The 26,018-nt window shown below is 49.8% G+C and carries 20 protein-coding genes and 2 pseudogenes; 9 read left to right on the plus strand and 13 right to left on the minus strand.

Annotation, left to right across the window (positions count from 1 at the left end):
- Positions 1 to 10: 10 nt before the first annotated feature.
- Positions 11 to 1,201 (plus strand): Bcr/CflA family multidrug efflux MFS transporter, encoded by a 1,191-nt coding sequence (locus SK33_RS07955; protein ID WP_003027494.1) that lies wholly within the window; start codon positions 11 to 13, stop codon positions 1,199 to 1,201.
- A gap of 333 nt (positions 1,202 to 1,534) precedes the next feature.
- Complete coding sequence (locus SK33_RS07960) at positions 1,535 to 1,879, plus strand: YejG family protein (RefSeq protein WP_085951589.1); 345 nt, start codon at positions 1,535 to 1,537, stop codon at positions 1,877 to 1,879.
- A 3-nt stretch (positions 1,880 to 1,882) separates the two neighbouring features.
- Here SK33_RS07960 and yejF read toward each other — a convergent pair whose 3' ends face one another.
- The 9 genes from yejF to SK33_RS08005 all read right to left on the minus strand — a co-directional run bounded on the left by yejF (position 1,883) and on the right by SK33_RS08005 (position 13,544).
- Entirely contained in the window at positions 1,883 to 3,472 is a 1,590-nt protein-coding gene (gene yejF / locus SK33_RS07965; RefSeq protein ID WP_044701144.1) for a microcin C ABC transporter ATP-binding protein YejF, read from the minus strand.
- A gap of 1 nt (position 3,473) precedes the next feature.
- Positions 3,474 to 4,499, minus strand: a complete 1,026-nt coding sequence (locus tag SK33_RS07970) for an ABC transporter permease (RefSeq protein WP_048218282.1) — start codon at positions 4,497 to 4,499, stop codon at positions 3,474 to 3,476.
- On the minus strand, positions 4,499 to 5,593 hold the full coding sequence (locus SK33_RS07975) for a microcin C ABC transporter permease YejB (protein WP_048218281.1): 1,095 nt from the start codon (positions 5,591 to 5,593) through the stop codon (positions 4,499 to 4,501). Before SK33_RS07975 ends, SK33_RS07970 begins: the two co-directional genes overlap by 1 nt.
- The gene (locus SK33_RS07980; protein ID WP_048218279.1) at positions 5,594 to 7,408 is read right to left on the minus strand and encodes an extracellular solute-binding protein; all 1,815 of its coding nucleotides are present in this window, start codon (positions 7,406 to 7,408) and stop codon (positions 5,594 to 5,596) included.
- Positions 7,409 to 7,508: 100 nt separating this feature from the next.
- On the minus strand, positions 7,509 to 9,068 hold the full coding sequence (locus SK33_RS07985; RefSeq protein WP_048218277.1) for a cyclic di-GMP phosphodiesterase: 1,560 nt from the start codon (positions 9,066 to 9,068) through the stop codon (positions 7,509 to 7,511).
- A gap of 172 nt (positions 9,069 to 9,240) precedes the next feature.
- A complete protein-coding gene (gene mepS / locus SK33_RS07990; RefSeq protein WP_048218276.1) occupies positions 9,241 to 9,810 on the minus strand; it encodes a bifunctional murein DD-endopeptidase/murein LD-carboxypeptidase in 570 nt (189 codons plus the stop codon).
- Positions 9,811 to 10,223: 413 nt separating this feature from the next.
- Complete coding sequence (locus SK33_RS07995) at positions 10,224 to 10,937, minus strand: phosphatase PAP2 family protein (protein ID WP_032949667.1); 714 nt, start codon at positions 10,935 to 10,937, stop codon at positions 10,224 to 10,226.
- A 34-nt stretch (positions 10,938 to 10,971) separates the two neighbouring features.
- Positions 10,972 to 11,958, minus strand: coding sequence for a CobW family GTP-binding protein (locus tag SK33_RS08000; protein WP_048218274.1), 987 nt, complete (start codon positions 11,956 to 11,958; stop codon positions 10,972 to 10,974).
- A 119-nt stretch (positions 11,959 to 12,077) separates the two neighbouring features.
- On the minus strand, positions 12,078 to 13,544 hold the full coding sequence (locus SK33_RS08005) for a mannitol dehydrogenase family protein (RefSeq protein WP_048218273.1): 1,467 nt from the start codon (positions 13,542 to 13,544) through the stop codon (positions 12,078 to 12,080).
- Between the two features lie 202 nt (positions 13,545 to 13,746).
- On the opposite strand from SK33_RS08005, the gene uxuA reads away from it, so the two are divergent.
- The gene (uxuA, locus tag SK33_RS08010) at positions 13,747 to 14,937 is read left to right on the plus strand and encodes a mannonate dehydratase (protein ID WP_003845159.1); all 1,191 of its coding nucleotides are present in this window, start codon (positions 13,747 to 13,749) and stop codon (positions 14,935 to 14,937) included.
- Between the two features lie 45 nt (positions 14,938 to 14,982).
- Here uxuA and pdxR read toward each other — a convergent pair whose 3' ends face one another.
- A complete protein-coding gene (pdxR, locus tag SK33_RS08015; protein ID WP_048218269.1) occupies positions 14,983 to 16,455 on the minus strand; it encodes a MocR-like pyridoxine biosynthesis transcription factor PdxR in 1,473 nt (490 codons plus the stop codon).
- Positions 16,456 to 16,619: 164 nt separating this feature from the next.
- On the opposite strand from pdxR, the gene torC reads away from it, so the two are divergent.
- The 3 genes from torC to torD are packed head-to-tail and all read left to right on the plus strand — an operon-like array spanning position 16,620 to position 20,883.
- Positions 16,620 to 17,753 carry a pentaheme c-type cytochrome TorC gene (torC, locus tag SK33_RS08020; RefSeq protein ID WP_032939215.1) on the plus strand — a complete coding sequence of 378 codons (1,134 nt, stop codon included), beginning with the start codon at positions 16,620 to 16,622 and terminating at the stop codon, positions 17,751 to 17,753.
- A gap of 9 nt (positions 17,754 to 17,762) precedes the next feature.
- Complete coding sequence (gene torA, locus SK33_RS08025; protein ID WP_048218268.1) at positions 17,763 to 20,261, plus strand: trimethylamine-N-oxide reductase TorA; 2,499 nt, start codon at positions 17,763 to 17,765, stop codon at positions 20,259 to 20,261.
- On the plus strand, positions 20,251 to 20,883 hold the full coding sequence (gene torD, locus SK33_RS08030; protein WP_003027453.1) for a molecular chaperone TorD: 633 nt from the start codon (positions 20,251 to 20,253) through the stop codon (positions 20,881 to 20,883). The genes torA and torD overlap by 11 nt, the downstream gene beginning before the upstream one ends.
- A gap of 715 nt (positions 20,884 to 21,598) precedes the next feature.
- Here torD and yeiP read toward each other — a convergent pair.
- The gene (yeiP, locus tag SK33_RS08035) at positions 21,599 to 22,171 is read right to left on the minus strand and encodes an elongation factor P-like protein YeiP (RefSeq protein ID WP_003027452.1); all 573 of its coding nucleotides are present in this window, start codon (positions 22,169 to 22,171) and stop codon (positions 21,599 to 21,601) included.
- Between the two features lie 157 nt (positions 22,172 to 22,328).
- Here yeiP and SK33_RS08040 point away from each other — a divergent pair.
- Positions 22,329 to 22,412, plus strand: a pseudogene (locus SK33_RS08040) (YkgJ family cysteine cluster protein); the annotation flags it as partial.
- A 35-nt stretch (positions 22,413 to 22,447) separates the two neighbouring features.
- Here SK33_RS08040 and SK33_RS08045 read toward each other — a convergent pair.
- Positions 22,448 to 23,539: a DUF4236 domain-containing protein gene (locus tag SK33_RS08045; protein WP_046481666.1), complete on the minus strand. Its 1,092-nt coding sequence runs from the start codon at positions 23,537 to 23,539 to the stop codon at positions 22,448 to 22,450.
- 232 nt (positions 23,540 to 23,771) lie between these two features.
- Between SK33_RS08045 and SK33_RS08050 the strand changes: the two genes are divergently transcribed.
- Positions 23,772 to 24,050, plus strand: coding sequence for a YkgJ family cysteine cluster protein (locus SK33_RS08050; RefSeq protein WP_052746920.1), 279 nt, complete (start codon positions 23,772 to 23,774; stop codon positions 24,048 to 24,050).
- A 2-nt stretch (positions 24,051 to 24,052) separates the two neighbouring features.
- On the opposite strand, the gene SK33_RS08055 is transcribed toward SK33_RS08050, so the two are convergent.
- The gene (locus SK33_RS08055; protein ID WP_046481664.1) at positions 24,053 to 24,652 is read right to left on the minus strand and encodes a hypothetical protein; all 600 of its coding nucleotides are present in this window, start codon (positions 24,650 to 24,652) and stop codon (positions 24,053 to 24,055) included.
- 708 nt (positions 24,653 to 25,360) lie between these two features.
- On the opposite strand from SK33_RS08055, the pseudogene SK33_RS08060 reads away from it, so the two are divergent.
- Positions 25,361 to 25,801: pseudogene (locus SK33_RS08060) on the plus strand (YagK/YfjJ domain-containing protein); the annotation flags it as partial.
- Between the last annotated feature and the right edge of the window lie 217 nt (positions 25,802 to 26,018).

A 26,018-nucleotide genomic window follows, 5' to 3' on the forward strand; every position in this document is an offset into this window, starting at 1 on the left:
GGAGCTAAATGTGACCACCCGGCAGAACTCGTCAATTGCCATTGTCTTTATCCTTGGCTTGTTAGCCATGTTGATGCCGTTGTCGATTGATATGTATCTTCCGGCGCTGCCTGTTATCTCTGAACAGTTTGGTGTGCCAGCAGGTAGCGCGCAGATGACCCTCAGTACCTATATTCTGGGGTTCGCAGTGGGGCAACTGTTCTATGGTCCAATGGCAGACAGCCTTGGACGCAAGCCAGTGATCCTGGGCGGGACGCTGGTGTTTGCGGCGGCGGCAGTGGCCTGCGCACTGGCGCAAACCATCGATCAACTGATCGTGATGCGTTTCTTCCACGGCCTGGCTGCGGCGGCGGCGAGCGTGGTTATCAACGCCCTGATGCGTGATATCTATCCGAAAGAAGAGTTTTCGCGCATGATGTCATTCGTCATGCTGGTCACGACAATTGCGCCATTAATGGCACCGATTATCGGTGGCTGGGTGCTGGTATGGCTGAGCTGGCACTATATCTTTTGGATCCTCGCCATGGCAGCTATTCTGGCGTCGGTGATGATCCTTACACTGATCAAAGAGACTCTGCCGGTAGAGCGTCGCCAGCCGTTTCGCCTGCGTACTACTATTGGCAACTTTGCCTCGCTGTTTCGTCATAAACGTGTGCTGAGCTATATGCTGGCCAGCGGATTCAGTTTTGCCGGGATGTTCTCGTTTCTGAGCGCCGGACCCTTTGTCTACATTGAGATCAACCACGTTTCACCGCAACATTTCGGTTATTACTTCGCACTGAACATCGTATTCCTGTTCGTGATGACTATCATCAACAGCCGCTTTGTGCGTCGGGTTGGGGCATTGAATATGTTCCGTACCGGTCTGTGGATCCAGTTCGTGATGGCTGGCTGGATGGTCTTTAGCACACTGTTTGGGTTGGGGTTCTGGGCCCTGGTTGTGGGCGTTGCGGCGTTTGTTGGCTGTGTGTCGATGGTGTCATCTAACGCCATGGCGGTTATTCTGGATGAATTTCCACATATGGCAGGAACGGCGTCATCGCTGGCAGGGACATTCCGCTTCGGCATTGGCGCCATCGTTGGGGCGCTGTTGTCTCTGGCGACCTTTAACTCGGCCTGGCCAATGATATGGTCGATCGCATTTTGCGCTACCTGTTCAATTCTCTTCTGTCTTTACGCCAGTCGCGCCCAAAAACGGTGATCTATTACACATCCTGGGGGCCTTAAGGCCTCCAGAGTTGATATACATCAACCGCAAATCTATCATTTCCCCTGGTTATGTTTATTTTATGTAAAATCAATTTATGTAAAAAGTCACATCATTGTAGTTAAAAAGGTTGAGTTAGATCGCAGAAACGAGTACATATAGCCCGGAAATATGCCAGAACCATTGAATAATTTTAATTACCTGGTTCGGAAAGCGGCATAAAGACAGGGTGTAAACGTTTACCAACTGTCTGAAGACGTATTGTCAATGATGTGTTAATATTGATGTAAAATAATTGTGAAGTGATTGTGCTTCCAGGGAAAGAAAGTGATGACATTACAACTCTCAATCGTTCATCGTCTGCCGCAGAGCTATCGTTGGTCGGTGGGTTTCGCAGGTTCAAAGGTTGAACCGATTCCGCAAAACGGTCAGAGCAATGAGAACAGCCTGGTGGCGCTCAAATTGCTCAGCCCTGATGGTGACAGCGCATGGTCAGTCATGCATAAGCTCAGCCAGGCCCTCAGCGACATTGAGGTTCCTTGTTCCGTACTGGAATGCGAAGGGGAGCCGTGCCTGTTTGTGAATCGCCAGGATGAATTTGCCGCGACCTGCAGACTGAAAAACTTCGGCGTGGCCATCGCAGAGCCGTTTTCAAATAACAATCCGTTTTGAGCGTCAGCTTAGCGCAAGCAGCTGACGCGTATAGGCTTGCTGTGGCGCGTTAAATACGTGCTCGCATTGCCCTTGCTCCACAACCTCTCCCTGACGTAGCACAATAACCTGATGGCATAACGCGCGTACTACGTGCAAATCATGGCTGATAAAAATATAAGCCAGCCGATGCTTTTCCTGTAAGGACTTTAACAACGTCAGGATTTGCGCCTGTACGGTTCTGTCTAGCGATGATGTTGGCTCATCCAGGATAATCAAGGAAGGTTTGAGAATCAATGCTCTGGCGATGGCAATACGTTGACGCTGACCGCCGGAAAACTCAGCCGGGTAACGATGCCGCGTTTCGCTATCCAGTCCCACTTCCGTCATCACCGCTTTCACCTGCGCCTCGCGTTGTTCGGCTGACAGGGTTGGCTGATGAACGCGTAACCCCTCCTCGATAATCTGTAGCACGCTCAGGCGTGGGTTAAGCGAGGAGTTGGGATCCTGAAATACCACCTGAATACGGTGACGGACCGGCAACAGCTGGCGACGATTTAAGGTATGCAGCGCCTGACCATCGAACACAATACTTCCCTGTGAGGAGATTAACCTCAGGAGCGCCAGTCCGGTAGTGCTTTTCCCCGACCCAGACTCACCTACCAACCCCAGCGTTTCACCGGGCCGCAGAGAGAAACTGATATTGTTAACCACGACGTTGTGGTCCACCACACGCTTCAGGATACCTTTGCGGATGGGGAAGGCGACGTGCAGTTTTTCCACTTCCAGCAGCGGGGCTTGTCCGGCCGGTAAAGGTACCGGGTCGCCGGAAGGTTCACTGTTTAGCAATTTCTGCGTGTAGGGATGCGTGGGCGCAGTGAGCAACTGTGCTGCTTTATTTTGCTCAACGCACTGACCGTTTTGCATGACTGCCACGGTATCGGCCAGCTTTTTCACAATGCTGAGGTTGTGGGTGATGAACAGTAATCCCATGTTCAGCTCGCGCTGTAGTTCCCTCAGCAGTTGCAGGATCTGTGCCTGAACGGAAACGTCCAGCGCGGTAGTCGGTTCATCGGCAATCAGCAGCTCCGGTCGTGTTAGCAATGCCATGGCAATCATCACGCGCTGGCGTTCCCCGCCGGACAGTTGGTGCGGGTAGTCTGCGAGACGTTTGGCCGCCTGACGGATGCCGACGCGATCCAGACAGGTCAGGATTTCTGCTCGCGCGGCCTCCCGACGCATTCCCCTATGCAGCGACAGCACCTCATAAAGCTGTTTTTCCAGATTGTGGAGCGGGTTCAGTGACACCATTGGTTCCTGGAAAATCATGGCGATTTTATTCCCCCGCACGCCGCGAAGCGTTTGCTCATCGGCGTGAAGTAATGATTCACCATGAAAACGGATGTCGCCGGAAAGGTAGACGACCGGAGGGGAGGGCAATAACCGTAAAATAGATAGCGCGGTCACGCTTTTACCTGAGCCGGACTCACCCACCAGCGCCAGCGTTTGTCCGGCATCAACGCGCAGTGACAGACTGTTGACCACGGTGCGCACGGTCTCTTGTTGACGAAAACCTACCGATAAATTGTCAATAGCTAACAGAGGTTGTGTCATCTTAAATCGCCTTGTTGGGATCGAACGCGTCGCGTACCGCTTCACCAATAAAGATCAGAAGCGATAAGAGCAGGGCAACGGAGATGAACGCGGTGATGCCAAGCCACGGTGCCTGCAGGTTGTTTTTACCCTGTAACAGAAGTTCTCCCAGCGATGGCGAGCCAAGCGGTAAGCCAAACCCAAGAAAATCCAGCGAGGTTAGAGTGGTTATCGAGGCGCACAAAATAAACGGTAAAAAGGTCAGAGCGGCAACCATCGCATTGGGTAGCATATGGCGCAGAATAATACTGCTATCGCTCACGCCGAGCGCCTGAGCGGCACGAATATAATCAAAGTTTCGGGTACGTAAAAATTCCGCGCGCACCACGCCAACCAGGCTCATCCAGCCAAACAACACCGTAATACCCAGCAGCCACCAGAAGTTAGGCTGGACAACGCTCGACAGTAGAATGATGAGAAACAGCGTTGGCATACCGGACCAAACTTCAATGAATCGTTGCCCCCACAGGTCCACCTTGCCGCCATAATAGCCCTGTATTGCGCCAGCCAAAATGCCCATCACGCTCGAACACAGGGTGAGCATTAAGCCAAATAAGACCGAAATACGTGTGCCGTAGAGGATCCGTGCCAGTACATCACCGCCGTTGGCGTCTGTTCCCAGCCAGTTTTGTGCAGAAGGCGGGGAAGGGAAGGGCTTATCGGTGGCAAAGTTAATGCTGGTCGCCCCGAAGCGTATTGGTGCCCACAGGATCCAGCCCTGGTTTTCCAGGCGCTGCTGTAGCCACGGATCCTGATAATCAGCCCGGGTCGCCAGCGGTCCGCCGAAGTCGCTTTCACTGTAGTTTTTGAACAGGGGGAAATACCAGCTATTGTCGTAGCGCACCAGTAACGGCTTATCATTGGCAATCAGCTCTGAACACAGACTAAGACCGAACAGCACCAGAAAAATCCACAGCGACCAGTAGCCGCGGCGGTTGTGGCGAAAGCGCGCCCAGCGGGCCTGATTGACGGGGCTTAATCGCGACATTAGCGTCCCTCAAAATCAATACGGGGATCGACCAGCGTATAGCTGATGTCGCTGAGGATATTCAGCAGCAGACCGATCAGGGTGAAGATATAGAGTGTGCCAAACATTACCGGGTAGTCGCGTGATACGGTGGATTCATACCCCAGTAGTCCCAGACCGTTAAGCGAGAACATCACTTCAATCAGCAGCGAACCGGTAAAAAACATGCTGATAAACGTCGCCGGGAAGCCGGCGATCACCAGCAACATGGCATTGCGAAACACATGTTTCCACAGAATATTTTTCTCGCTGACTCCTTTAGCGCGTGCGGTGACGACATACTGTTTGCGCACCTCATCCAGAAATGAGTTCTTGGTCAGCATAGTCAGCGCGGCAAACCCACCAACTACCGTCGCCAGCACCGGCAGGGTAATATGCCAAAGGTAGTCGGTCACTTTCTGATACCAGGGCAGGGAGTCAAAATTGGCGGAAACCAGCCCGCGCAGCGGGAACAGGTCGTAGTAGCTGCCTCCGGCAAAAAAGACGATCAGCAAAATGGCAAACAGAAAGGCCGGAATGGCATAGCCAATAATAATAAATGCGCTACTCCAGACATCAAACCGACTGCCGTTTTGAACCGCTTTGCGGATCCCAAGCGGTATCGACACCAGATAGATGATGAGCGTACTCCATAGGCCCAGCGTAACCGAAACCGGCAGGCTGTCTTTGATAAGCGTCAGCACAGAGGCGCTACGAAACAGGCTGTCGCCGAAATCGAAACGAATATAGTCCCAAAGCATTTTGAAATAACGCTCATGAATGGGCTTATCGAACCCGTAGCGCCGAGTGATTTCCGCGATGACTTCCGGGTCCAGACCCCGGCCGCCGCGATAATTACTGTCGCTGATGTTACCAACGCCGGTTTGCGCATGGCTGGCGCGAACGCCTTCGCTACCCGCGCCAGGTAATGCCCCGCTTTGCCCGAACTCAATGGCGGCGACGGCCTGTTCAACCGGACCGCCGGGGGCAATTTGCACGATAAAAAAGTTGATGGTGATGATGGCCCAAAGCGTTGGGATCACCAGCAGCAAACGTCGAATCAGATAAGCGCCCATCTATTCTCCCTGCCGTCTGGCTGCGGGCAGTTTCGCCGCTTTGTTGACGTCATACCACCAGTTGTCGAGGCCAATGGTATAAATTGGGCGAATAGCCGGATGCGAAAATTTGTCCCACCAGGCGATACGATCCTCGGCCATAAACCACATCGGCAACATGTAGTAATTCCAGGTTAAAACTCTGTCCAGTACCCGGCCGAGTGGGATCAGTTTGGCTTTATCACCTTGCGCGGCAATGATTTGACCGATCAGCTTATCGATAACAGGGCTTTGCACACCGGGGGCGTTATAGCTGGAGTCAATATATTGAGAAGCCCACAGAATTTGCAGGTCTGAACTCGGCCACGGCATTGCGCGATACAACCTTGGCATCATGTCATAGTCGCGACTGCGTAAGCGGTTGGTGATTTGTGAGTTATCAACCTGGCGGATGTTCATGGTAATGCCTAAGCGTTGCAGGTTGTGCTGGAACGGCAACACCCACTGACTGTTGCTGCCCGCCGGGAGCAATAGTTCAAAGCTCAGAGGTTTACCGCTGACGCTGTTTACGCGCTGCTGCCCCTTGAGTACCCATCCGGCTTGTTCCAGTAAGGTATCGGCTTTCAGCAAGTTCTCACGATCGTAGCCATCGCCTTTTGATTTTGGCGGCTGATAGATTTGGCTGAAGACCTCAGGAGGGAGATCTTTTTTCAAGGGCGCGAGAATCACCAGTTCATCTGCATCGGGGTATTTTGTCGCAGCATATTCGGTATTCTGAAAATAGCTGTTGGTCCGGCTCCAGGCGTTATAGAACAGGGCTTTATTCATCCATTCAAAATCAAAGGCCAGCGTGATGGCTTCCCGCACCCGTCGGTCACTGAACACCGGACGCTGAATATTAAAGGCCAGCCAGCGCGTATCCTGGGCGGATTCATTTTTTTGTTCATCTTTGATGATGTAATGATTCGCAAAATTTTTCCCGGTATAACGCGTCGCCCAGTTTTTGGCATCATTTTCAAGACGCAGATCAAACGCACCGGCCTTAAACGCTTCAAAGGCGACGTTATCATCCAGATAATAGTCGTAGCGGATGGTATCGAAGTTCCAGCGTCCACGATTGACGGGGAGATTAGCGGCCCAATAATCTTTGACGCGCGAATAGACAATATACTGGCCCATCTTCCATTTGGTAATGCGATAAGGGCCGCTGGCGAGCGGTGGCGAGGATAAGGGATCGCTGAGCTTATGATCTTTCCAGTACTTCTCTGGCATCACGGGTAATGAAAACAGGCTGAGCATGTCCTCTTTACCCGGTTTGGCTAATTCAATGCGTACGGTTAATGGCGCGATGGCTTTTACCGTTGTTCCCTTGTAGACCAGACGAAACTGCGGCACGCCTTCAGTCATAAATTTGTGGAAGGTGAATGCGACGTCGCGGGCGGTAATGGGTGATCCATCGTGAAAACGCGCTCGTGGATTAATGGCAATTTCTACCCAGGAATAGTCGTCAGCATAGCGTGCGCTGTCGGCAATGAGCGGGTAATAGCTACCAGGTTCATCGTCAGAGGTCGTAAACAGCGTATCGTAAAGCGTTTCGGTACGTGCGCCGGGATTACCTCGCATTGCATAGCGGTTAAAGTTGTCAAATGTGCCAATGGCGGAGAGGGTGATTTGACCACCTTTAGGGGCTGCGGGATTAACATAATCGAAGTGATTAAAGTTAAACGCGTACTTAGGTTCACCCAGTACAGCAAAAGCATAGCTTTCTTTGATGGACTGCGCCTCGGCGCTAAACCCGATGAGGGCGATAAACAGCAGCAATACGCGAGGGATCATATAAAAGCGATTTCCTTTTCCTGCCACAACCCGACGGGCATCATGCCTGAAAGATAAGGGATGTAGTGGCGAGTGAGAGTATATGAATCGCATACTGCGATCACCACGTCGGCTTATTGGGCTGTGCCATCCAACGCACGAAATCAGCAAGCTTTAATGGTCGGCTAATCCAGTACCCCTGGAAAAAATGCACCCCACGATCGCGCAGCCAATGGGCTTGCTCAGGTGTTTCTACCCCTTCAGCAACCGTCAGCATATTAAGACGTTTAGAGAGTGTCAACACGGCGTCCAGAACCGGAGAGGTCAGGGTTTCCGTCCCAATGGCGTTAATAAAGCCGCGATCGATTTTCAGGTAGTCAACGGTAAAGCGTTCCAGATAAATAAGCGCACTATGACCGGTGCCAAAATCATCAATGGCAATCTCAAAACCTGCGGAATGCAGCCATTCAAATAGCTTTGTAGCCTCGTGCTGATTGAGCATATCTCGTTCAGTGATTTCCAGTACTATCTGAAAATAGTTTGCGGGAAGCGAAGCGTGCAGGTGCCGAATGTCGTCCTTAAACGTCTCGCCGTGTAAGTGCGTTGGCGCGATATTGATCCCCAGTTTTGCGCCCTCGGGCAATACTTTTTGCAGCATCGGCGCGTCCTGGGCTATCAACTTAAAGAGGTGCTGGGTTAGCGGCACAATCATTTTCTGTGATTCAGCGTAATGAATAAAGGCATCCGGTGGGATCTCACCCGTTGTTGGGTGATTCCAACGTAACAGTACCTCGACGCCTTTCACCTCGAGCGTTTGCATCTCTACGACTGGCTGGTACACCACATAAAACTGGTTATGTTTGATGGCGTTGAGGATATCTTTGCCTGGGCGTAAACGGATGCTGTAGATGTAGTACCAGAGAAGGAGGGCGGTCATGATCCCGGCCATGCATCCGAGCATGATGGCGTATCCCACATCTTTATATGTCCACCGATCCGCGTAAAAACGCACCTCCAACGGGAATGTAGACAAGGCTGCATTATATGATGGGAGAGCAGGGAGTTCAGACACGGGGATTAATTGTTTGGAAAACGTGGTGATAGCCGTCTTCCCGACGATGAGTGCCACACCGTTGAAATCATCTTGCCGGGCGTTATAGAGAAGATAGGGTGCCAGGTTAACATTCAGGGTGGCAAAAACGCCGCTGTTCTGTAATGAATGATTGCGATACCAAATGAGTATTGCCGGTTTATTCGGCATCATTGGCGTACCGGGCTGGAGATCCATATCGATATCTTTCGTCATGTCCAGCACGGGAACCAATTGCTGAAGAGGCGTATTCATTGAACCGGTTGCTGAAGAGCAGAAAGCGATACCGTCTTTTACCAGCAAAAAGGCCCGCACATTCAGGCTAAACGCGGCGCTGGAAGTGAGTTGAGCTGAAGCTTGCGAGCAGGTGTCTTTTACCAGAGGTTGTAGTGTGTTGGTGGTGGTTTCAAGGTCAGCGAAGAAACTTTCAATATAGTTTTGTATGTTAGACGTTAGCGTGTCGTACTTTGCGTTTCGTTGATGCCATGACATAAAAAACTGCAGTGAGCTGACGAGTAACGCGACGACTATCCCCGTTATAACGCAGGTGAGCAGGAGTTTCCGATCGGAAGAAGAGGAGCGCCTTAACATAGTTCCTTATGTTTACCTGAAGTAACCACTTATCCTGTATGAATATAACCTGAAATGACTCATGTTGTGAGATTTTTCTTAGTCACAAGGGCAAAGCAAAAAAAAGCACCGCCGTAGCAGTGCTTTTTTATATGTCTCATCAGGATAGCCAAGGGATAGCTGCCAAACGAAATTAACTGCGGCTCAGAACCCGGCGAGCTTCGTTGTAACGTTTTTTCCAGTAAGGCTCGTTCATGCTGGAAATGATAACGCCACTGCTGGTCGAGGCATGTACGAACTGGTTGTTGCCGATATAAATACCGACGTGTCGGCCAGTAGAGCCAGCACGGAACAGAACCAGATCGCCTGTACGCAGATTAGTGCGCGAAACGGATCTACCCGTTTCCTGTTGTTCGTAGGTTGAGCGAGGAAGTTCTAAACCAAATTGCTCACGAAACGTACGTTGTACGAAGCTTGAACAATCAATACCTTTTTTGGTGCTGCCGCCAAGGCGGTAACGCACGCCTTTCCAGTCAGCATATTGGTCCATAATACGTGATTTAACATCGATATTACGTACCATATTTTCAAATTCATCCTGAGAGGCTTGCAGTGAAGAGTTATCTCCATTGCCCACAGCATGCGTCTCAGAATGCATATTCCTGGCGGTGTTCGTTGTGCTACATGCAGAAAGCAGAACCGCAACTGCTATCGCGGGTATGCCCCGCAAGATATATCTCAAAATCGGTTGAGATTTGACCATTTTGTTTGTTTTCCCTTGAAGTCCTTAACGATAAATATCGTTATAAAAAATGCCAAACGTGACGAGACTAATTACCATCGCACGATGAGACAATTCCTTAAGGTCAAATCTGTGGCAGAACGCACAAATTTATTCTGAAAGGGAATAATTATCCCGCGAGGCAAAACGTGTTCGAGATTACCCGATCGTTCCGGTCAATGCGAGTGATTTTACGTGATTTCTTATAAGAAAAATTGATACAGAAAGTGAATAAACGGCATTGTCTAAATTAAGAACAATTAGGGTGAAAAATACGCAACTTACTCATTTTAAACATGAATAAGATGACAGGAGAATGACAATCAGAATGATGAAATATTGCCAGGCATCATCAGGGAATCAGAAGTATCCCTGATGATGTTAATTACTCTGCGTTATTTGTTTAAAAATTGTTTGTTTTTGCCGGGTAGATAATTTACGAACAGAGTGACTAATCGGTCGCTTAATGGCGTCATTAGCCACCAGGGAAGGCCAATCAGGACCACCGTCATGGAACCAACCACGATATCGGTGAGCCAGTGGGCGCCAATCATTACGCGTGGGAAGGCAAAAACCACAGCGATAATAAGGCCGATTATTCCTGCGACTTTTCCGAAATAACGCAGCATGAATGCGGAAAAAATAAGCAACATCATGCCGTGATCGCCAGGAAAACTGTCTTTCGACGCATCTTTGGTCGGAATATGCAGCAGTTCACTGACGCGATAAATATTATCCAGCATCAGGGTTGGGCTGGCACGTTTAACGGGAATAAGCGCCTGGCCCAGCTGATTTAATATCACTGCGGTAAGCAGCATAACCAAACCGATAGCCACAATGCGTCGGCGACCTTCCGATGTCTCTTTGAGCCAAAAGTGCAGCATCAATGCGCCCATTGCCAGCAATGAGCAGCCATCAAATGCCCGGTTATTGGTTATAGCAACAACCCATAAGAACAGCGGGCTTTCCACCAGTTTATGGTTAAAGAAGCGGAAAACGCCCGTATCCAGTGAAGACCAGAACCCATGCCCGGCTGGAATATACCAGGACAGAAACAGTGCCAGGCCCGCAATATTAAGCAGGAGGATTAGAGGGTATCGGGTTTTCATCGTCGTTTACCATTGCTAAAAAACGAAGGCAACCTTACGCGCTAGCGCCTAAACGAAGTCTCAACAATGCGCTCTGTAGCGCATTCCAGTCGGTCTCGGTATCGGCGATGAGTTCAATACGACTATCTGGTGGCGCGACGTTTTGCGTCTCTATATGCCAGTCGTCTCCCTGGCGGTTAATGTGTACCAGTCCTTCTTTAATACGCATTACCCCCTTCACACGTCCAACAGGAGCGAGACGCGACCATTCCAGCAGACCGATAGTATCGAACACCGTATCGGCGTCAAAAATCCAACCGCAGGCCTGATGGCCCTGTCCGCTGTTCAGGCTACGACGCCAGCGCTGCTGTGCGGGTAGACTCAACGCTGCCAGCCCCTTTTTGTCGGCATGACTATGGGCGTGCTCCGCGCTTGCAGGAAGCTCTGCCAGGTTTAGTCGGGGCAAATCCAGTAGCTGTCCGTCAATTTGTCCATGGTCGGCATGAACTAACTGGCGATTACCTCCATAGTGTTGCCACCAGCTTTGTAGGGCGTTTTCGCTTTCCGTCGTGGCACGGTCGGTTTTGTTGGCAACAATGATATCTGCGGCGGCCAGCTGATCGCGGAAATTGTCATTGGCGACGCTTTTTTCATCCAGTAACAGCCGCGGGTCAAGAATACAGAGGGTCGCACGCAGATCGATCCACGGTTCGTAAACCGGTGCGGTGAGTAAATCCAGAATCTGTTTAGGGTGGCCGAGGCCGGTGGGTTCAATGAGCAGACGGTCAGGTTTTCCCTGACGTAGCAGCGTATTGAGACCAACCTGCATCGGCAGACCGTTAACGCAGCACATACAGCCGCCGGGGATCTCTTTTAGCAGTGCGCCGCTGTTAGCCAGTAGCGCGCCATCAATGCCAACTTCGCCAAACTCATTAACCAGCACGGCCCACTTCTCAGCAGGATCTTTGTTTGCCAATAAATGAAGAATAGAGGTGGTTTTGCCACTGCCGAGAAAACCGGTGATGAGATTGGTTTTAGTCACATTTACTCCAGAATCATAAATTACCGTAATGGCATTTAACAATCCTGGCGAAAAACGGTGAAAAAGAGAAGGGGTGAGAGGACGAAGACGCGCTTCGTCCTGTTTAATGGCAGAAATCGTTAACTTTTTAACGTATCAATGACAGCCTGATGCGCACCGTATTGGGCAATTCGTTGCCAGGCCTGCTGAATGCCCGCGACAAACTGCGGATTCTGGACGAGATCGGTAGCGAAAATTTCGCGCAGCGAAAGCAGGGCGCTGACACGTTCTGATTCAGTACTCTGTTTAACCAGATCGGCAATTTTCTCACTTAGTGGGTCACGAATATCAATTGCGGCGCCTAAGTCATCCACGCCGCTCACATAACGCATCCAGCCTGCGACACCGAGCGCCAGCAATGGCCACTCACTTTGGCGGGCTAAATGTACGCGGATCCCTTCCAACATGCGCTGGGGTAATTTCTGGCTACCGTCCATCGCAATTTGCCAGGTTTTATGTTTCAACGCTGGGTTGGCAAAACGCTCCAACAGGCTAAGGGCATACTGGTCTAAATCAACGTCGATAATTTGCAGCGTAGGCGCCTGTTCGTTGAGCATCAGACGGTAGGCGGCTTCACGAAATGCGCTGTCCTGCATGCAGTCGCTGATGTGCTGGAACCCGGCCAGATAACCGAGATAAGCCAGAAACGAATGACTGCCGTTCAGCATCCGCAGTTTCATTTGTTCCCACGGCAAGACGTTTTCGACCATCTGAACACCCGCCGTTTCCCATTGTGGGCGGCCACACACAAAATTATCTTCAATCACCCACTGGATAAACGGTTCGCAGCTGATTGCGCAAGGATCGGCAACGCCCAGCTCGCGTGCGATTTCAGCCAGTGACTCTTCGGTAGCGGCAGGAACAATGCGATCCACCATGGTACCCGGGAAGCTGACATGCTCCTGAATCCAGGTTGCCAGTTCTGGTGAACGTTTTTCCGCCATTCCCAGTACGGCGTTTTTTACCACATGACCATTGTCCGGGATATTATCGCAAGAGAGGACGGTAAACGGCTGTAGCCCGCGTTCACGCCGGCGGTGTAGCGCTTCAACAATAATTCCGGGGACAGAGTGCGGTTCAGTCGGTGTTTGCAGATCGTGAGCAATACGTGGATTACTGAGGTCTAACGAGCCTGTAGCCGGATCGATGCAGTAGCCTTTTTCCGTAATGGTTAACGAGACAATAGCCACCTGAGGCTCGCAGAATTTTTCAATAATAGCCGCCAGTGAATCCAGCCTGGCGTTGAGACATTCGTTGACGGAGCCGATAACAATCGGTTGGTTGCCGTTGGCTCCTTTCTCCAGCACGGTAAATAAATGATCCTGTTCGCGCAGTTGGCTCATCAGTCGATCGCCGCTGAACAGACTGATCTCACAAATACCCCAGTCTCCACCCTGCGCATTCAGCACCCTGTCGGTGAGTAACGCCTGATGGGCGCGGTGAAAAGCACCGAAACCAAAATGTACAATCCGCGTTTTTAATTGCTGGCGGTCGTACTGCGGCATCATGACATTTTCCGCCAGTGGCGCTGAGGCAATAGTTTTCATTAAATACACCTGATTAACCATTAATTAACAATGGCAGTATAAAGTTATATGACAGCAAATTGAATTGGTGTGCCTCATTTATCCGGGGAATGTGAGCTTGATCAACCAATCATCGGCAATGTGTTGATCATCTAACGGATGCCTGTATGGTAGTCGTCATTAAGGTGACTTAATTTGGTATAACAACTTGTGGGGTAAAACAATGGAACAAACCTGGCGTTGGTACGGACCTAACGATCCGGTATCGCTTGATGATGTGCGTCAGGCTGGCGCAACGGGTGTTGTAACCGCCTTGCACCATATTCCTAACGGTGAAGTGTGGCCGGTAGAAGAAATTCAACAGCGTCAGGCCATTCTGGCTGAAAAAGGGCTGACCTGGTCGGTGGTGGAAAGTATCCCTGTCCACGAAGATATCAAAACGCGTTCAGGTCAATATCAAACGTGGATTGCCAACTATCAGCAGAGTATCCGTAATCTTGCGACCTGCGGCATCGATACCGTGTGCTATAACTTCATGCCGATCCTCGACTGGACGCGTACCGACCTCGAATATCAGCTGCCGGATGGTTCCAAAGCGCTGCGTTTTGACCAGATTGCCTTTGCAGCTTTCGAGCTGCACATTCTGCAACGCCCGGGAGCTGAAGCGGATTATACCGACGAAGAACAACGCCAGGCGCTGGACTACTTCAATGCTATGAGCGATGCAGAAATTGAAAAGCTGACACGCAATATCATTGCTGGCCTGCCTGGTGCAGAAGAGGGCTATACGCTGGATCAGTTTCGTGCGCGCCTTGCTGAATATGACGGCATCAGTAAAGACGATCTGCGCGAAAATATGGCGGTATTCCTGCGGGCGATTGTGCCAGTGGCAGAAGAAGTCGGCGTGCGTCTGGCCGTGCATCCTGACGATCCGCCGCGCCCGATCCTCGGTCTGCCGCGTATCGTTTCGACTATCGAAGATATGCAGTGGCTGAAAGAAACCGTCGACAGTATTAATAATGGTTTCACCATGTGTACCGGCTCTTACGGCGTGCGCGCTGATAACGATCTGGTGAAAATGATCGAAACCTTTGGCGATCGTATCCACTTCACGCACCTGCGCTCGACCTGTCGTGAAGATAACCCGAAAACGTTCCACGAAGGTGCGCACCTGCAGGGTGATGTGGATATGGTATCGGTGGTGGCTGCCATTTTGAGCGAAGAACAGCGGCGTAAAAAGGCGGGCGACCTGCGTCCTATCCCAATGCGTCCGGATCATGGGCACCAGATGCTTGACGATCTGCACAAGAAAACCAATCCGGGCTACTCGGCGATTGGTCGCCTGAAAGGACTGGCAGAAGTCCGCGGCGTTGAGCTGGCGCTGAAACAAACGCAGTTCCGCGACCTGCTGTAAGTCTAACAACAGGGATTGCGCTACAGGCGCAATCCCTGTTATTCATCAAGGCTGCGCGAGCGCCTGCTCCAGCACTGTCAGCACTTTATTGATCTGCTGTATCTGCAATCCACCAAAACCAAAAAACATAACAGCATCGCTGTTTTCTTTGCGCCATGCGGCTTCTGATCCATTTTCTATATCCGGCAGAGTGTCGAAACGGATCCCAGCCAACAGGCAGCTTTGTTGCAACCTGGCGATGAATTCGGTATGTCTGGCAATGCGTAACGAGAGGTGCAGACCTGCCGTTGCGCCAGCGATTTTCCCTTCGGGAAACAGAGTGGACAGGCCATCGCGTAACAGAGTGAGGCGCGTCGCATAGCTGCAGGCCAGCTTGCTGATATGCGTATAAAAAACCTGATTTTGCATCAGTTCGGCTAAAAATTGCTGCAACAACCACTGACTGCCGTTGTTATTGAGCGCTTTCATGTTCTGTACCGCCGGAAGCAGTTCATCAGGGCAAATAAGATAGCCAAGCCGTGCGCCTGGCCCCAGTGTTTTAGAAAATGTCCCCATATAGATAACCCGGTTGTGATAATCCATGGCTTTCAGCGCGGGAAGGGGATTGTCCCCATAGGTAAAAACGGCATCGTAATCGTCTTCAATGATGTAAGCGCCGACGCGTTGCGCCCACGTTAATAATGACTGACGGCGCTCCAGCGAAAGCACACTTCCCATCGGATACTGATGAGCTGGAGTAACATAACAAAGCTGGGTTTCATATTCGGGTAAATTATCTGTTTGCAGCCCGTGGTTATCTACGGTAATTGACGTAATGTCTGCACCGTAATAATTAAAAAGATGCCATGCGCCAGAATAACAAGGGGATTCGGTCACAATATGGCACTTTTTTTGCTGACTGACAGCATGATGAATAATAAATATTTGGCTGAGCAGTGATAATCCTTCCTGAATCCCGTTGGTAATGATGATGTTCTCTGCTCGGGTATTAATTCCGCGGGATAAATTAAGGTATCTGACCAGTTGCTCACGTAGTGAAAATAATCCATTTGGTGAATGATACCGGGTAAATAATTGTTCTTTAAGTATGCTTGGAGCATTATTCCATTTCCGCCAGCTTGACCAGGGAAAAGCGTTGGGGTCGGGGACGCCCATTCGGCAGTAGCACTCTCGTCCAGGCTCGGCGTAAACATCGGTAGAGACCCCGGCAGCTTTAGGTTTTACCGGTGGGGAGCCTTGGGTTACGGGCACATGAGTTGGGGTTATACGTACAGGCGTGGTGAATATCACTTCATAGCCAATGCCGTGTCGGCTCTTGATTAACCCAGCCGCCATCAGCTTATCATAGGCCATCACTACCGTTATTTTAGCAACGTGCAATACCTGAGCCTGCTCGCGAATAGAGGGGAGTTTGTCTCCACAAAGCAAATCACCCTGCTGAATTGCCTGGAAATAAAATTGAAATATCTGCAGTTGCAGCGGAGTACGGCTTTCTCTATTGAGCGTCAGTGTTAGCATAAAAAATTCCTTATTTACAGATGGTCACTATATTACGAATTTCTGATCTTTACTATTTGACTCACCTCATAGAGTGGATGCTGTTCCTATAATCTGCTTTCGCTGTCTCTATTTTTGATTTTTATTATCCCTTAGCGTGTCGCTATTAAAAAATGGAGGCAAGCATGTCGTGGATAAGAAAGAACGCATTGTGGTGCGCATTCGTCGGGGCGGTAGTAATGGCCTTGGCTATTTGGGGAACGTGGCAAGGCGTTCATTACACCAGTACCACCGAATTTTGCTTATCGTGTCACTCGATGCGCACGGCTGGGGAGGAATATAAAACCAGCGTGCATTTTCGCAACGCGTCTGGCGTGCGGGCTGAGTGTAAGGATTGTCATATTCCACCGGGCGTTGTGCCAACGCTTATTCGTAAAACTGAAGCCTTAAACGATCTCTATCACACCTTTATTTCTCCTTCTATCGACACTCCGGAAAAGTTTGCTGCCAAACGCTCGGAGCTGGCCCAACGGGAGTGGGCGCGCATGAGCGCGAATAATTCAGCGGCGTGTAAATCCTGCCATAGCTATGAGGCAATGGATCATGGCAAGCAATCGGCAAATGCGGCGGCGCAAATGACCGCGGCGGCAGCAAAAGACAGTAACTGTATCGATTGCCACAAAGGAATAGCCCATCACAAACCCGATATGAGCAGCGGTTTTCGCGATCGCTTTAAGCAGCTACAGCGTCAGGGAGATACGCCAACGGATGCGTCCACACTGTTCTCATTAAGCGAAAAATCATTGGCGGCAACGGCAGAAAGTCCGGCAGGGAAGGCGCTGTTATTTCCCGCCACCGAGGCCAAGGTGCTGAAAAAAGAAGGCAGTAACGTCCAGCTCGAAATTACGGGCTGGCGTGAAAGCAAAGGGCGTGGACGGGTGATCACCCAGTATATGGGGAAACGCGTTTTCTCCGCCGTGCTCGATGAGCCCCTGATGGCGAACGTAAAAGTGCTACAAACCCAGGTCGATCCTGATTCACATCAGGAATGGCAGCAGGTGAGCGTCACCGCCTGGACCACCGATCAGGACTTTATCAGCACACTTGCGCCAATCTGGGAGTACTCAGATCAAATGCTGCAATCCACCTGTAGCGCCTGTCATAGCACTCCTCCTACGACCCGATATACCGCTAATGGCTGGATCGCTGGATTGAAAGCCATGTCGACCTATTACCGGCTTAATCCGGTGGAGGAACGTACGTTGTTGAAATACCTCCAGACCCACGCCAGCGATGTGTCTGACACCAACAAAAAGTAAGGATAATGTATGGATATTCATGACTTTAATCCGTCCCGCCGCCGTTTTCTCAGCGGTATGTTGGCGGTGGGTGCTGCCAGCGCACTGGCGCCTAATCCGCTGATATCAAAAGTGTGGGCGGCGGGGGAAAATCCCGAACAGTGGATTCAATCAGGTTCGCACTATGGCGCTTTTGAAGCCAAAGTGGTCAACGGTGAGTGGACCGAAATCCGTCCGTTCAAACATGACAAATATCCCTGCGATATGCTGAACGCGGTGCGTGAAGTGGTCTACAACCCGTCGCGGGTGCGCTACCCGATGGTGCGTCTGGACTGGCTGCTTAAACGTGAGAAGTCGGATCGCAGCCAGCGCGGAGATAACCGTTTTGTACGGGTCAGTTGGGATCAGGCGCTGGATTTGTTTTACGAAGAGCTGGAGCGGGTGCAAAAAACCTATGGTTCATCAGGCGTATTTACCGGGCTTGCTGACTGGCAAATGGTAGGCAAATACCATAAAGCGGGCGGGGCGATGGACCGGGGACTTGGCCTGCATGGTAGCTATGTGACAACTGTCGGCGACTATTCTGCGGCAGCGGCCCAGGTCATTTTACCGCATGTGATTGGTTCACTGGAAGTTTATGAGCAGCAGACGTCACTCCCGCTGGTGATTCAAAACAGCAATACCATCGTGTTGTGGGGTTGCGATCCGATCAAGAACTTGCAGATCGAGTTTTTGGTTCCCGATCACGATGCGTTTGGCTACTGGCAGCAGATTAAAGAGGCGGTAGCGCAGAATAAGATGCGCGTTATCAGCGTTGATCCAGTGCGTAGCAAATCTCAAAACTATCTTGGCTGCGAGCAATTGGCGTTGCGGCCACAAACCGACGTCGCGTTAATGCTGGCACTGGCGCATACCCTGTACGAAGAAAAACTGTACGACACGGCGTTTATTACCGATTACACCGTCGGCTTTGAACAGTTTTTACCGTACCTGCTGGGCGAGAGTGATAAACAGCCGAAAAATGCCGAATGGGCGGCAGAAATCTGCGGGCTGACAGCAGAGCAGATCCGAGACTTCGCCCGCCTGTTGGTGAAAGGCCGGACACAGTTTATGGGCGGTTGGTGCGTACAACGCATGCACCACGGTGAGCAGTATCCGTGGATGCTGGTGGTACTGGCCAGCATGGTCGGTCAAATTGGTTTGCCCGGCGGCGGGGTCGGATTTGGCTGGCACTATAACGGCGGTGGGACGGTAACATCGACCGGGCCAGTGCTCTCCGGGCTGGGGAGTATTACTAATCCCCCGCAGGCGAAGTACAAAGCGGATTTTCGCGGCGCCTCGGAGCATATCCCCACTTCGCGTATCGTTGACTGCCTGCTTGCGGCAGGCAACAAGATTGCCTTCAACGGTGAGACGTTAACGTATCCTGACATCAAAATGGCGATCTACAGTGCGGCCAATCCATTCCACGCCCAGCAGGACAGGAACCGTATGATTGAGGCATGGAAGAAGCTGGAAACCGTGGTGGTGTTAGATCACCAATGGACCGCGTCGTGCCGTTTTGCCGATATCGTTCTGCCTGTGACTACCCGTTTTGAACGTAACGATATTGAGCAGTTTGGCACGCATTCGAATAAAGGGCTGATGGCGCTGCATCAGATTGTTAAACCGCAATACGAAGCGCGGCATGATTTTGACATCTTTGCCGGGCTGTGTAAGCGATTTGATAAGGAAGCGGTGTACCGTGAAAACCGGAATGAAATGCAGTGGATACAGGCGCTTTATGACGAAGGTGTGAAGATGGGGGCGTCGCTCGGTGTTACCTTACCGGACTTTACAACGTTCTGGCAGGGTGACGGATATATTGAATATCCGCCGGGTCAGCCGTGGGTACGTCACGGTGAGTTTCGTGAGCAGCCAGACCTGAATCCGCTGGGAACGCCGTCAGGTCTTATTGAAATCTACAGCAAAACCATCGCGGGCTTTGCCTATGAGGATTGTCCGGGGCATCCGGTGTGGATGGAACCCTTTGAGCGTACCCATAGCGGCAAAAAAGATAAATACCCGCTGCATTTGCAATCCTGCCATCCGGATAAACGTCTACATTCCCAGTTGTGCTCAAGCGAGGCGTTTCGCAACACCTATGCAGTTGCCGGAAGAGAGCCGCTTTATATCAGCGAACAGGATGCCACCACTCGTGGCTTAAAAGCCGGTGATATCGCCCGCGTTTTTAACGCTCGTGGTCAGGTACTGGCTGGCGTGGTAATCAGTCCGGATTTTACCCCTGGCGTGGTCCGTATTCATGAAGGCGCGTGGTACTCCCCGCAGGAAGGGGGGAAAGCCGGGACATTATGCACCTATGGCGACCCGAACGTGCTGAGTGCGGATATCGGTACTTCACAGCTGGCCCAGGGGCCTTCAGCACATACCGTGCTGGTGGAGGTCGAGCGTTATCAGCAGAAAGCCCCGCAGGTGACGGCTTTCGGTGGTCCGCAGATTGTGAAAGAGGAGGGGACCAGTGCAGCATAATCAAATTCATCAGCAGCGGGCGGCTGTGTACCAGTGGTTTTCGCAACTGTTATTTCGTGAGCTGGATGAAAAACAGCTCGCCAGTCTGGAAAATGGCAATAGCCAGGCATGGATTGCCTCACTCGAGGCGATCCCCGGATTATCTGCCAATGTTAAACGTTTTGAGCGTACCCTGGGCCGGGTTCTGCGGCGCGACTCCCGACAGCTGGAGCTGGCCGCAGATTTTGCCTCGTTGTTTCTGCTGGCCCCGCCGGCTAGTGTTTCTCCCTATGCGGGGCACTATCCACACACGACGGCGGCAGAAGAACGTCTGCAAATGAATGTGCTGCTGGTTGAGCAAGGGCTGGCGGCTCGGGAGAATGAACCCTCCGATCATATTGCCGTACAGTTGGCATTAATGGCGAGGATGGTTGCTAAAGAGGAGAAATTCTCCGCGCAGTATTACTTTTTGCATCATCATATTCTGTGCTGGGCACCGTTATTTCGCGACGCTTGTCTGGTGCGGGATAACGAGGGGTTTTATCCTCAGGCGGTTAATCTGATAGTGCGTTTTATGCAAGAGGATGAACAGTATCTGGAGTCGCTGCTGATGGATGATTTTTATTTCAGCAGTCAGCGCTAAAAATGACAAAGGGACAGCCTGCGCTGTAATGCCAGTCAGTAAAGCATTATGGAGAATATTTGATTGCGGCATAGGGTTCCGTTCACCTCAGTGGAGTCATTTCTCTGAAACGCCGTTACCCGTGAACGTGCAAGGGAGGCTCACCGCCGCCTCCCTTGCATCCCAGGCTCCCGGCGGGAAAATCGTCGCTGCGCGAGTTATTCGTCTTATGCCGTCTGCCTGTCGGGTCGGTGCCGAGCCTGCATCCTTGCAGGCCGTCCCCTCTGCCCGCATCCCTGCGGGCAGCCCCGGTCAGCCGTCAACGCCTCATCGATTTTCAGCCGGACCGGGGTCATCGCTTTAACGCTCTGGCTTCCAGTTAAATCTGTTTTGCTGTTTAAACAAAAAACGCAGGTGGTCAGGTGTGGGCTGGTCCGGCTGAAAATTGCCGACGTGTTTCCGTAAGGCCGGGAGAACCCGCATGGATGCGGGTTCAGGGCGCGTTTTGCAGGGACGCTACCTCGCGCCCGGCCCGGTAGCCTGGAGGAATAAGCGGAGGGAACCACGAAGTGGCAATTTTCCCGCCGGGAGCCGGGATTGTTAAGGGTACGGCGATAGTACCCTTAACACGTTCACAGGCAGTATGGTTTCAGAGAAGTGATACCACTAAAGTGAACGGAACATTTTGCCAGAGATAACATGCCATTATCTTTGGTTCACCTGTAACGACAGGAGATTAATCTGCACGGCCCATATAGCGACGCTCTTCGATATGAATACGGATTTTTTCACCCGCACTCAAATACTCAGGAACCTGGATCACCAGACCGGTGCTCAGGGTTGCTGGCTTGTTGCGCGCACTCGCTGAAGCACCTTTAATACCCGGTGAGGTTTCAACGATTTCCAGGTCTACGGTCTGCGGCAGTTCAAGCGCCAGCAGTTGGCCGTCCCAGGTCAGTACCTGCATATCCGGCATACCGCCTTCCGGCATGAACAGCAGCTCTTCTTCAATCTGGTCTTTGGTGAAGGTATACGGGGTATAGTCTTCTTTATCCATAAAGATATATTCGTTGCCATCGACGTAGGAGAAATCAACCCCGCGGCGGCTCAGGGTGACGGTATCCACGATATCGTCGCCTTTGAAGCGCTCTTCAACTTTCAGACCGGTACGCACATCAGAAAAACGCATTTTGTACAGCGTAGCTGCACCACGTGCAGACGGTGATTGAATATCGATATCTTTTACAATCAGCAGCTTGCCGTTGTAGTTCAGTACCATACCTTTTTTAATTTCGTTCGCTCTTGGCATCGAAAAAATCCTGTAGTGAGGAGTGTCTAAAATATCGCGTAAAACTACTCGCGCCGGGGCATTCAGGCAAGCGGAATTCATGCTTTTGCTGGTGCCAAAAAGGTGGTACTGTGTGCTTCCCGCACAATCCGATGGTTTACGATAAAGAGAGTACTGTATGGAATGCCGTCCGGATTGTGGTGCATGCTGCACCGCGCCTTCAATCTCCAGTCCCATCCCTGGCATGCCTGATGGCAAGCCCAATAGTCAATTATTCACAGTATAAAAACGACTTAACTAAGAAGATATGACTTTCTTGCTAAGTGTTTCAATTGCATGTGAAAAACATTCCCCATACCCAATTTTAGACAGCTGTAATAACTCATTTAGTCCAGAATGACTTGTGAACGAAAGATTTTCATATAGACATATAGGAATTTCTGTATTGTCTTTAAATCGTCTGTCAGGACCACCCGATTTGTTAACATACTTCCATGTCCTGCCAACGACTAAGGCATCTCCGGGCACACTTTCGCTTTCAATGAACTGACTATTACCAACGTTAATGAATAGTTGGTCATAACTAACAGCACCGACACCGTCACGGTCAAAAACGAGTACTCTATCTGGAAAGAAATGTAATGTTTGACGACCTACATTGATGGCAATCGTCTCAATATTTGTTTTAACGAAGGGAGGATTTGATTTGCTGATAGAGGTTGTTTTTCTACGTAGCAAGTTACTTGCTCCGGCATGATATTTAGGGTCATAAACAGCTCCAGAAGCTTCTACATGCCATACCTTTGAGCAGCTTGCAAGCATAGCCCCACTATCATGAAGTTGCTGGTAACATGCCATCATTTCGTCATCAAAGTCATAAAAAAGAACAGTGGTCTTTCTTAGCTGATCGTACATGTAAGCAAAAACGGAAACAGCTCCCCCTGCGATAAATCCTATTGCCAGGCACCACTCAGGCCATGCCTGTGAAAAACCGTAAAGTAAAATTGCAATCGAAAGGAAAATAGCGAAGGGCCATATTTGTAACTTCTTACGTTTGTTATTCAACTCTTCAAGCAGTTCTCGGGAATTGGAATCAACGATTTCCGAGATATGAGATGACTCGATTTCCTCAAGAGGTGCATGCGTATTGTCATGTTCTACTGGGGATTCATCAGGTACACGTTGAACCTTCTTGCCGTCCTGTGGGATCATACTTGGTGAAAGCGAAGCACGATAATAGACCCCGCCAGCGCCGATGTGGATGTAATTTCCTCTTGGGCCAGTACCAATCCTCAGTCCTTTTATACCAATAGATGCACCGACTCCTGATTTGGATAGGTTGAATCTCATCGGTCCAACGCGAATGCTCTTCTTAACATAAAAGCCCATAGTAACTCCATGTAATAAGTTGCATGACAGTACTTCTGAGCAAGATTTTACACTGAAAAAAAGAATAGGTTAAGAAAAGCATGGGAACGAATTTATGTTTTTACTTATTTTTTCAATACATTAGAAGTTAACGGCTACATTCTGAAAGCATAGATATAGATGGCAGGCTACCAGTCAGTAGGACATTCTGTTACTGTCAATAATTGAGTGGGGGATGAGCAAGGATTCTATAATGAAGTGTCGTATCGATTGCGGGGCTTGTTGTACTGCACCTTCGATTTCAAGTCCAATTCCGGGAATGCCGCAGGGGAAACCAGCTAATGTAAGATGTGTTCAGTTATCGGAGGATAACCTATGTAGCATCTTTGGCTCACCCCTGCGCCCTAAAGTATGCGGCAGTCTACAACCGTCGATAGATATGTGTTCTACGAACCGTGAAGAAGCTTTTATTTACCTTATCCAGTTAGAGGAAGCAACAGCACCTTCGATTGGGAACAGTTTCCATCTATAATTTCATTCTGCGTTATCATATTTTTTTAACCGCTCGACTTCCTTGCGTAAAGCTTCATACTCAACCAACAAAGATGCATAGTCAGAAGGCGGTTTACCTTCGGATAATTTTTTAGTTTTTGATGGACCACGTCTTTTTGTAACCAGTTTGTATTCAGAATGAAAACGAAGGTTAATATACCCATATTTCGTATCGGGGTTAGTTAGGTTGTAAGTTGTTTTATAGACCGAACGTCTGGTTGATGAGTCTATTGATATGATGTCATTAGTAAAAACCATCTCAGGTGCAGATAGGTACGCGACATTGTCTTCACAGACAAAAAGATAACATAAAGCCGATTGGCTGTTTTCAAGTGGTGCAATGATCCAGCGGGCAATCCCTATCAATTTATGATCAGGAAGCCGTTGTTTAATTTTTCTGACCCGGTCCACTTCACTTTTATCGAGGTCCAGAATGAGTGCTATTTGGCTGAAAGAACGTTTAAAAATGAATTGCGACTTTACTCGGTTATTGCCAACTCGGTTCAGTTTTACCGTGGATTCGCGAAGGAAATAGGGTTCTTTTTGTATTCTTTTGGGAAAAATTGTAAAGTGTAAATTCATGGTTTCGTCTACCTAGATTCGTTGTTGATGCCATTATTTATCATCTTTCGTGGGCAATCAAAATTTGCATGTCCCAAAAAACGCGACATGCAAAGATATGTATTTTTAACTTGCTGATATATATAAGTTTTTATTTGCATTAAAACGCCTTAAAAGAGACATGAAAAAGACGTGTATACTTGTAACTCATTGGTTTGTATGGGTTTTGTTTTTACCTATAATATATAGCAACTTCGGCTGCGCCTCGTTGAAATCATACCCAAGCAATAATTCTGAAAGGTTTCGAGCGAAGCGAGTTCAGACGTGAGCGTAGCGAACGGATGACAGGGATCAGCCTAATCAGAACTTTTAATAACATAATATAACTACTACGAGTCGCGTAGCGACGAAGTATCACGCAGTGAGCGAAGCGAACAAGTGATAGTCTTACTGTTAACATTCAAAAATGCTGTGTGTCACTTCGGCTTCGCCTCGTGAAACTTCGTCGCTACGCGACTCGTCGGTAATAATTAGGTCGGTAGATTTGGTAAGGTAAAAGACAGTGATCTGAATATACGTTAATTGTATTTGTTTAAAGCTGTAATGTTCTTCGTTCGTGATTCATCATCCTTCCAGATCTTACACACTGGTTTTCCTGTATCGTTTCATTGCTGTGCTCCCCAATTTCAAAGAGGATACAATCTTCGATTGGCTCAACCTTTTCGCTCTAACGAATACATACGCAAACTGTTCAAACGATTACGTGCCCGCCTGGAGTCAGGGAACAACGGTTTATCGGAACCTATTATCGATTTTGCGTACGGTTGGGTTTGCGAACAGGAAAAGGCATCACAGCCCCATTACCATTGCTGGATTGCACTTCCAAATCGTTCGGTAAGGTGGTTTGGAACTCCTGAAAGAGGGATCGCTGGTATTATTACGGAAATCTGGATGAAACTGACAGGTGGTAAAGCAACGCTGGTAAACTTGTCTAAAGCTACGAAGGACTATCCCGATCACTACGTCATTCATCGTGAATATCCTTCATCACTTGAAGGTCCGATATTCTGGCTATCTTACCTGGCAAAAGAACGCGGTAAGTTGCAAACAGGGAAGGGAACACGCATGTACTCAACATCGAAATTGAGTCGTAAAGCACTGGATTCGTAAATATCGCACAGGAAGCCCGTAGTGCGTTTTTCTTTGTAAGTTATGCGATTGCATTACCCATGTCATGAAAAGCGCTTAGGATCGCACTCAGGACGTTTGAGAGCATGACCAATACATGATTAACTTGATGCTTCGGTCATGTGTTTGATGACTTAACGATAATTGCTTTGCTTATAGCTGTATACATTACTTCAAAATTCCGAGCGAAGCGAGGGAC

The sequence above is a fragment of the Citrobacter sp. MGH103 genome, assembly GCF_001034475.2.
Taxonomy (GTDB): Bacteria; Pseudomonadota; Gammaproteobacteria; order Enterobacterales; family Enterobacteriaceae; genus Citrobacter; species Citrobacter freundii.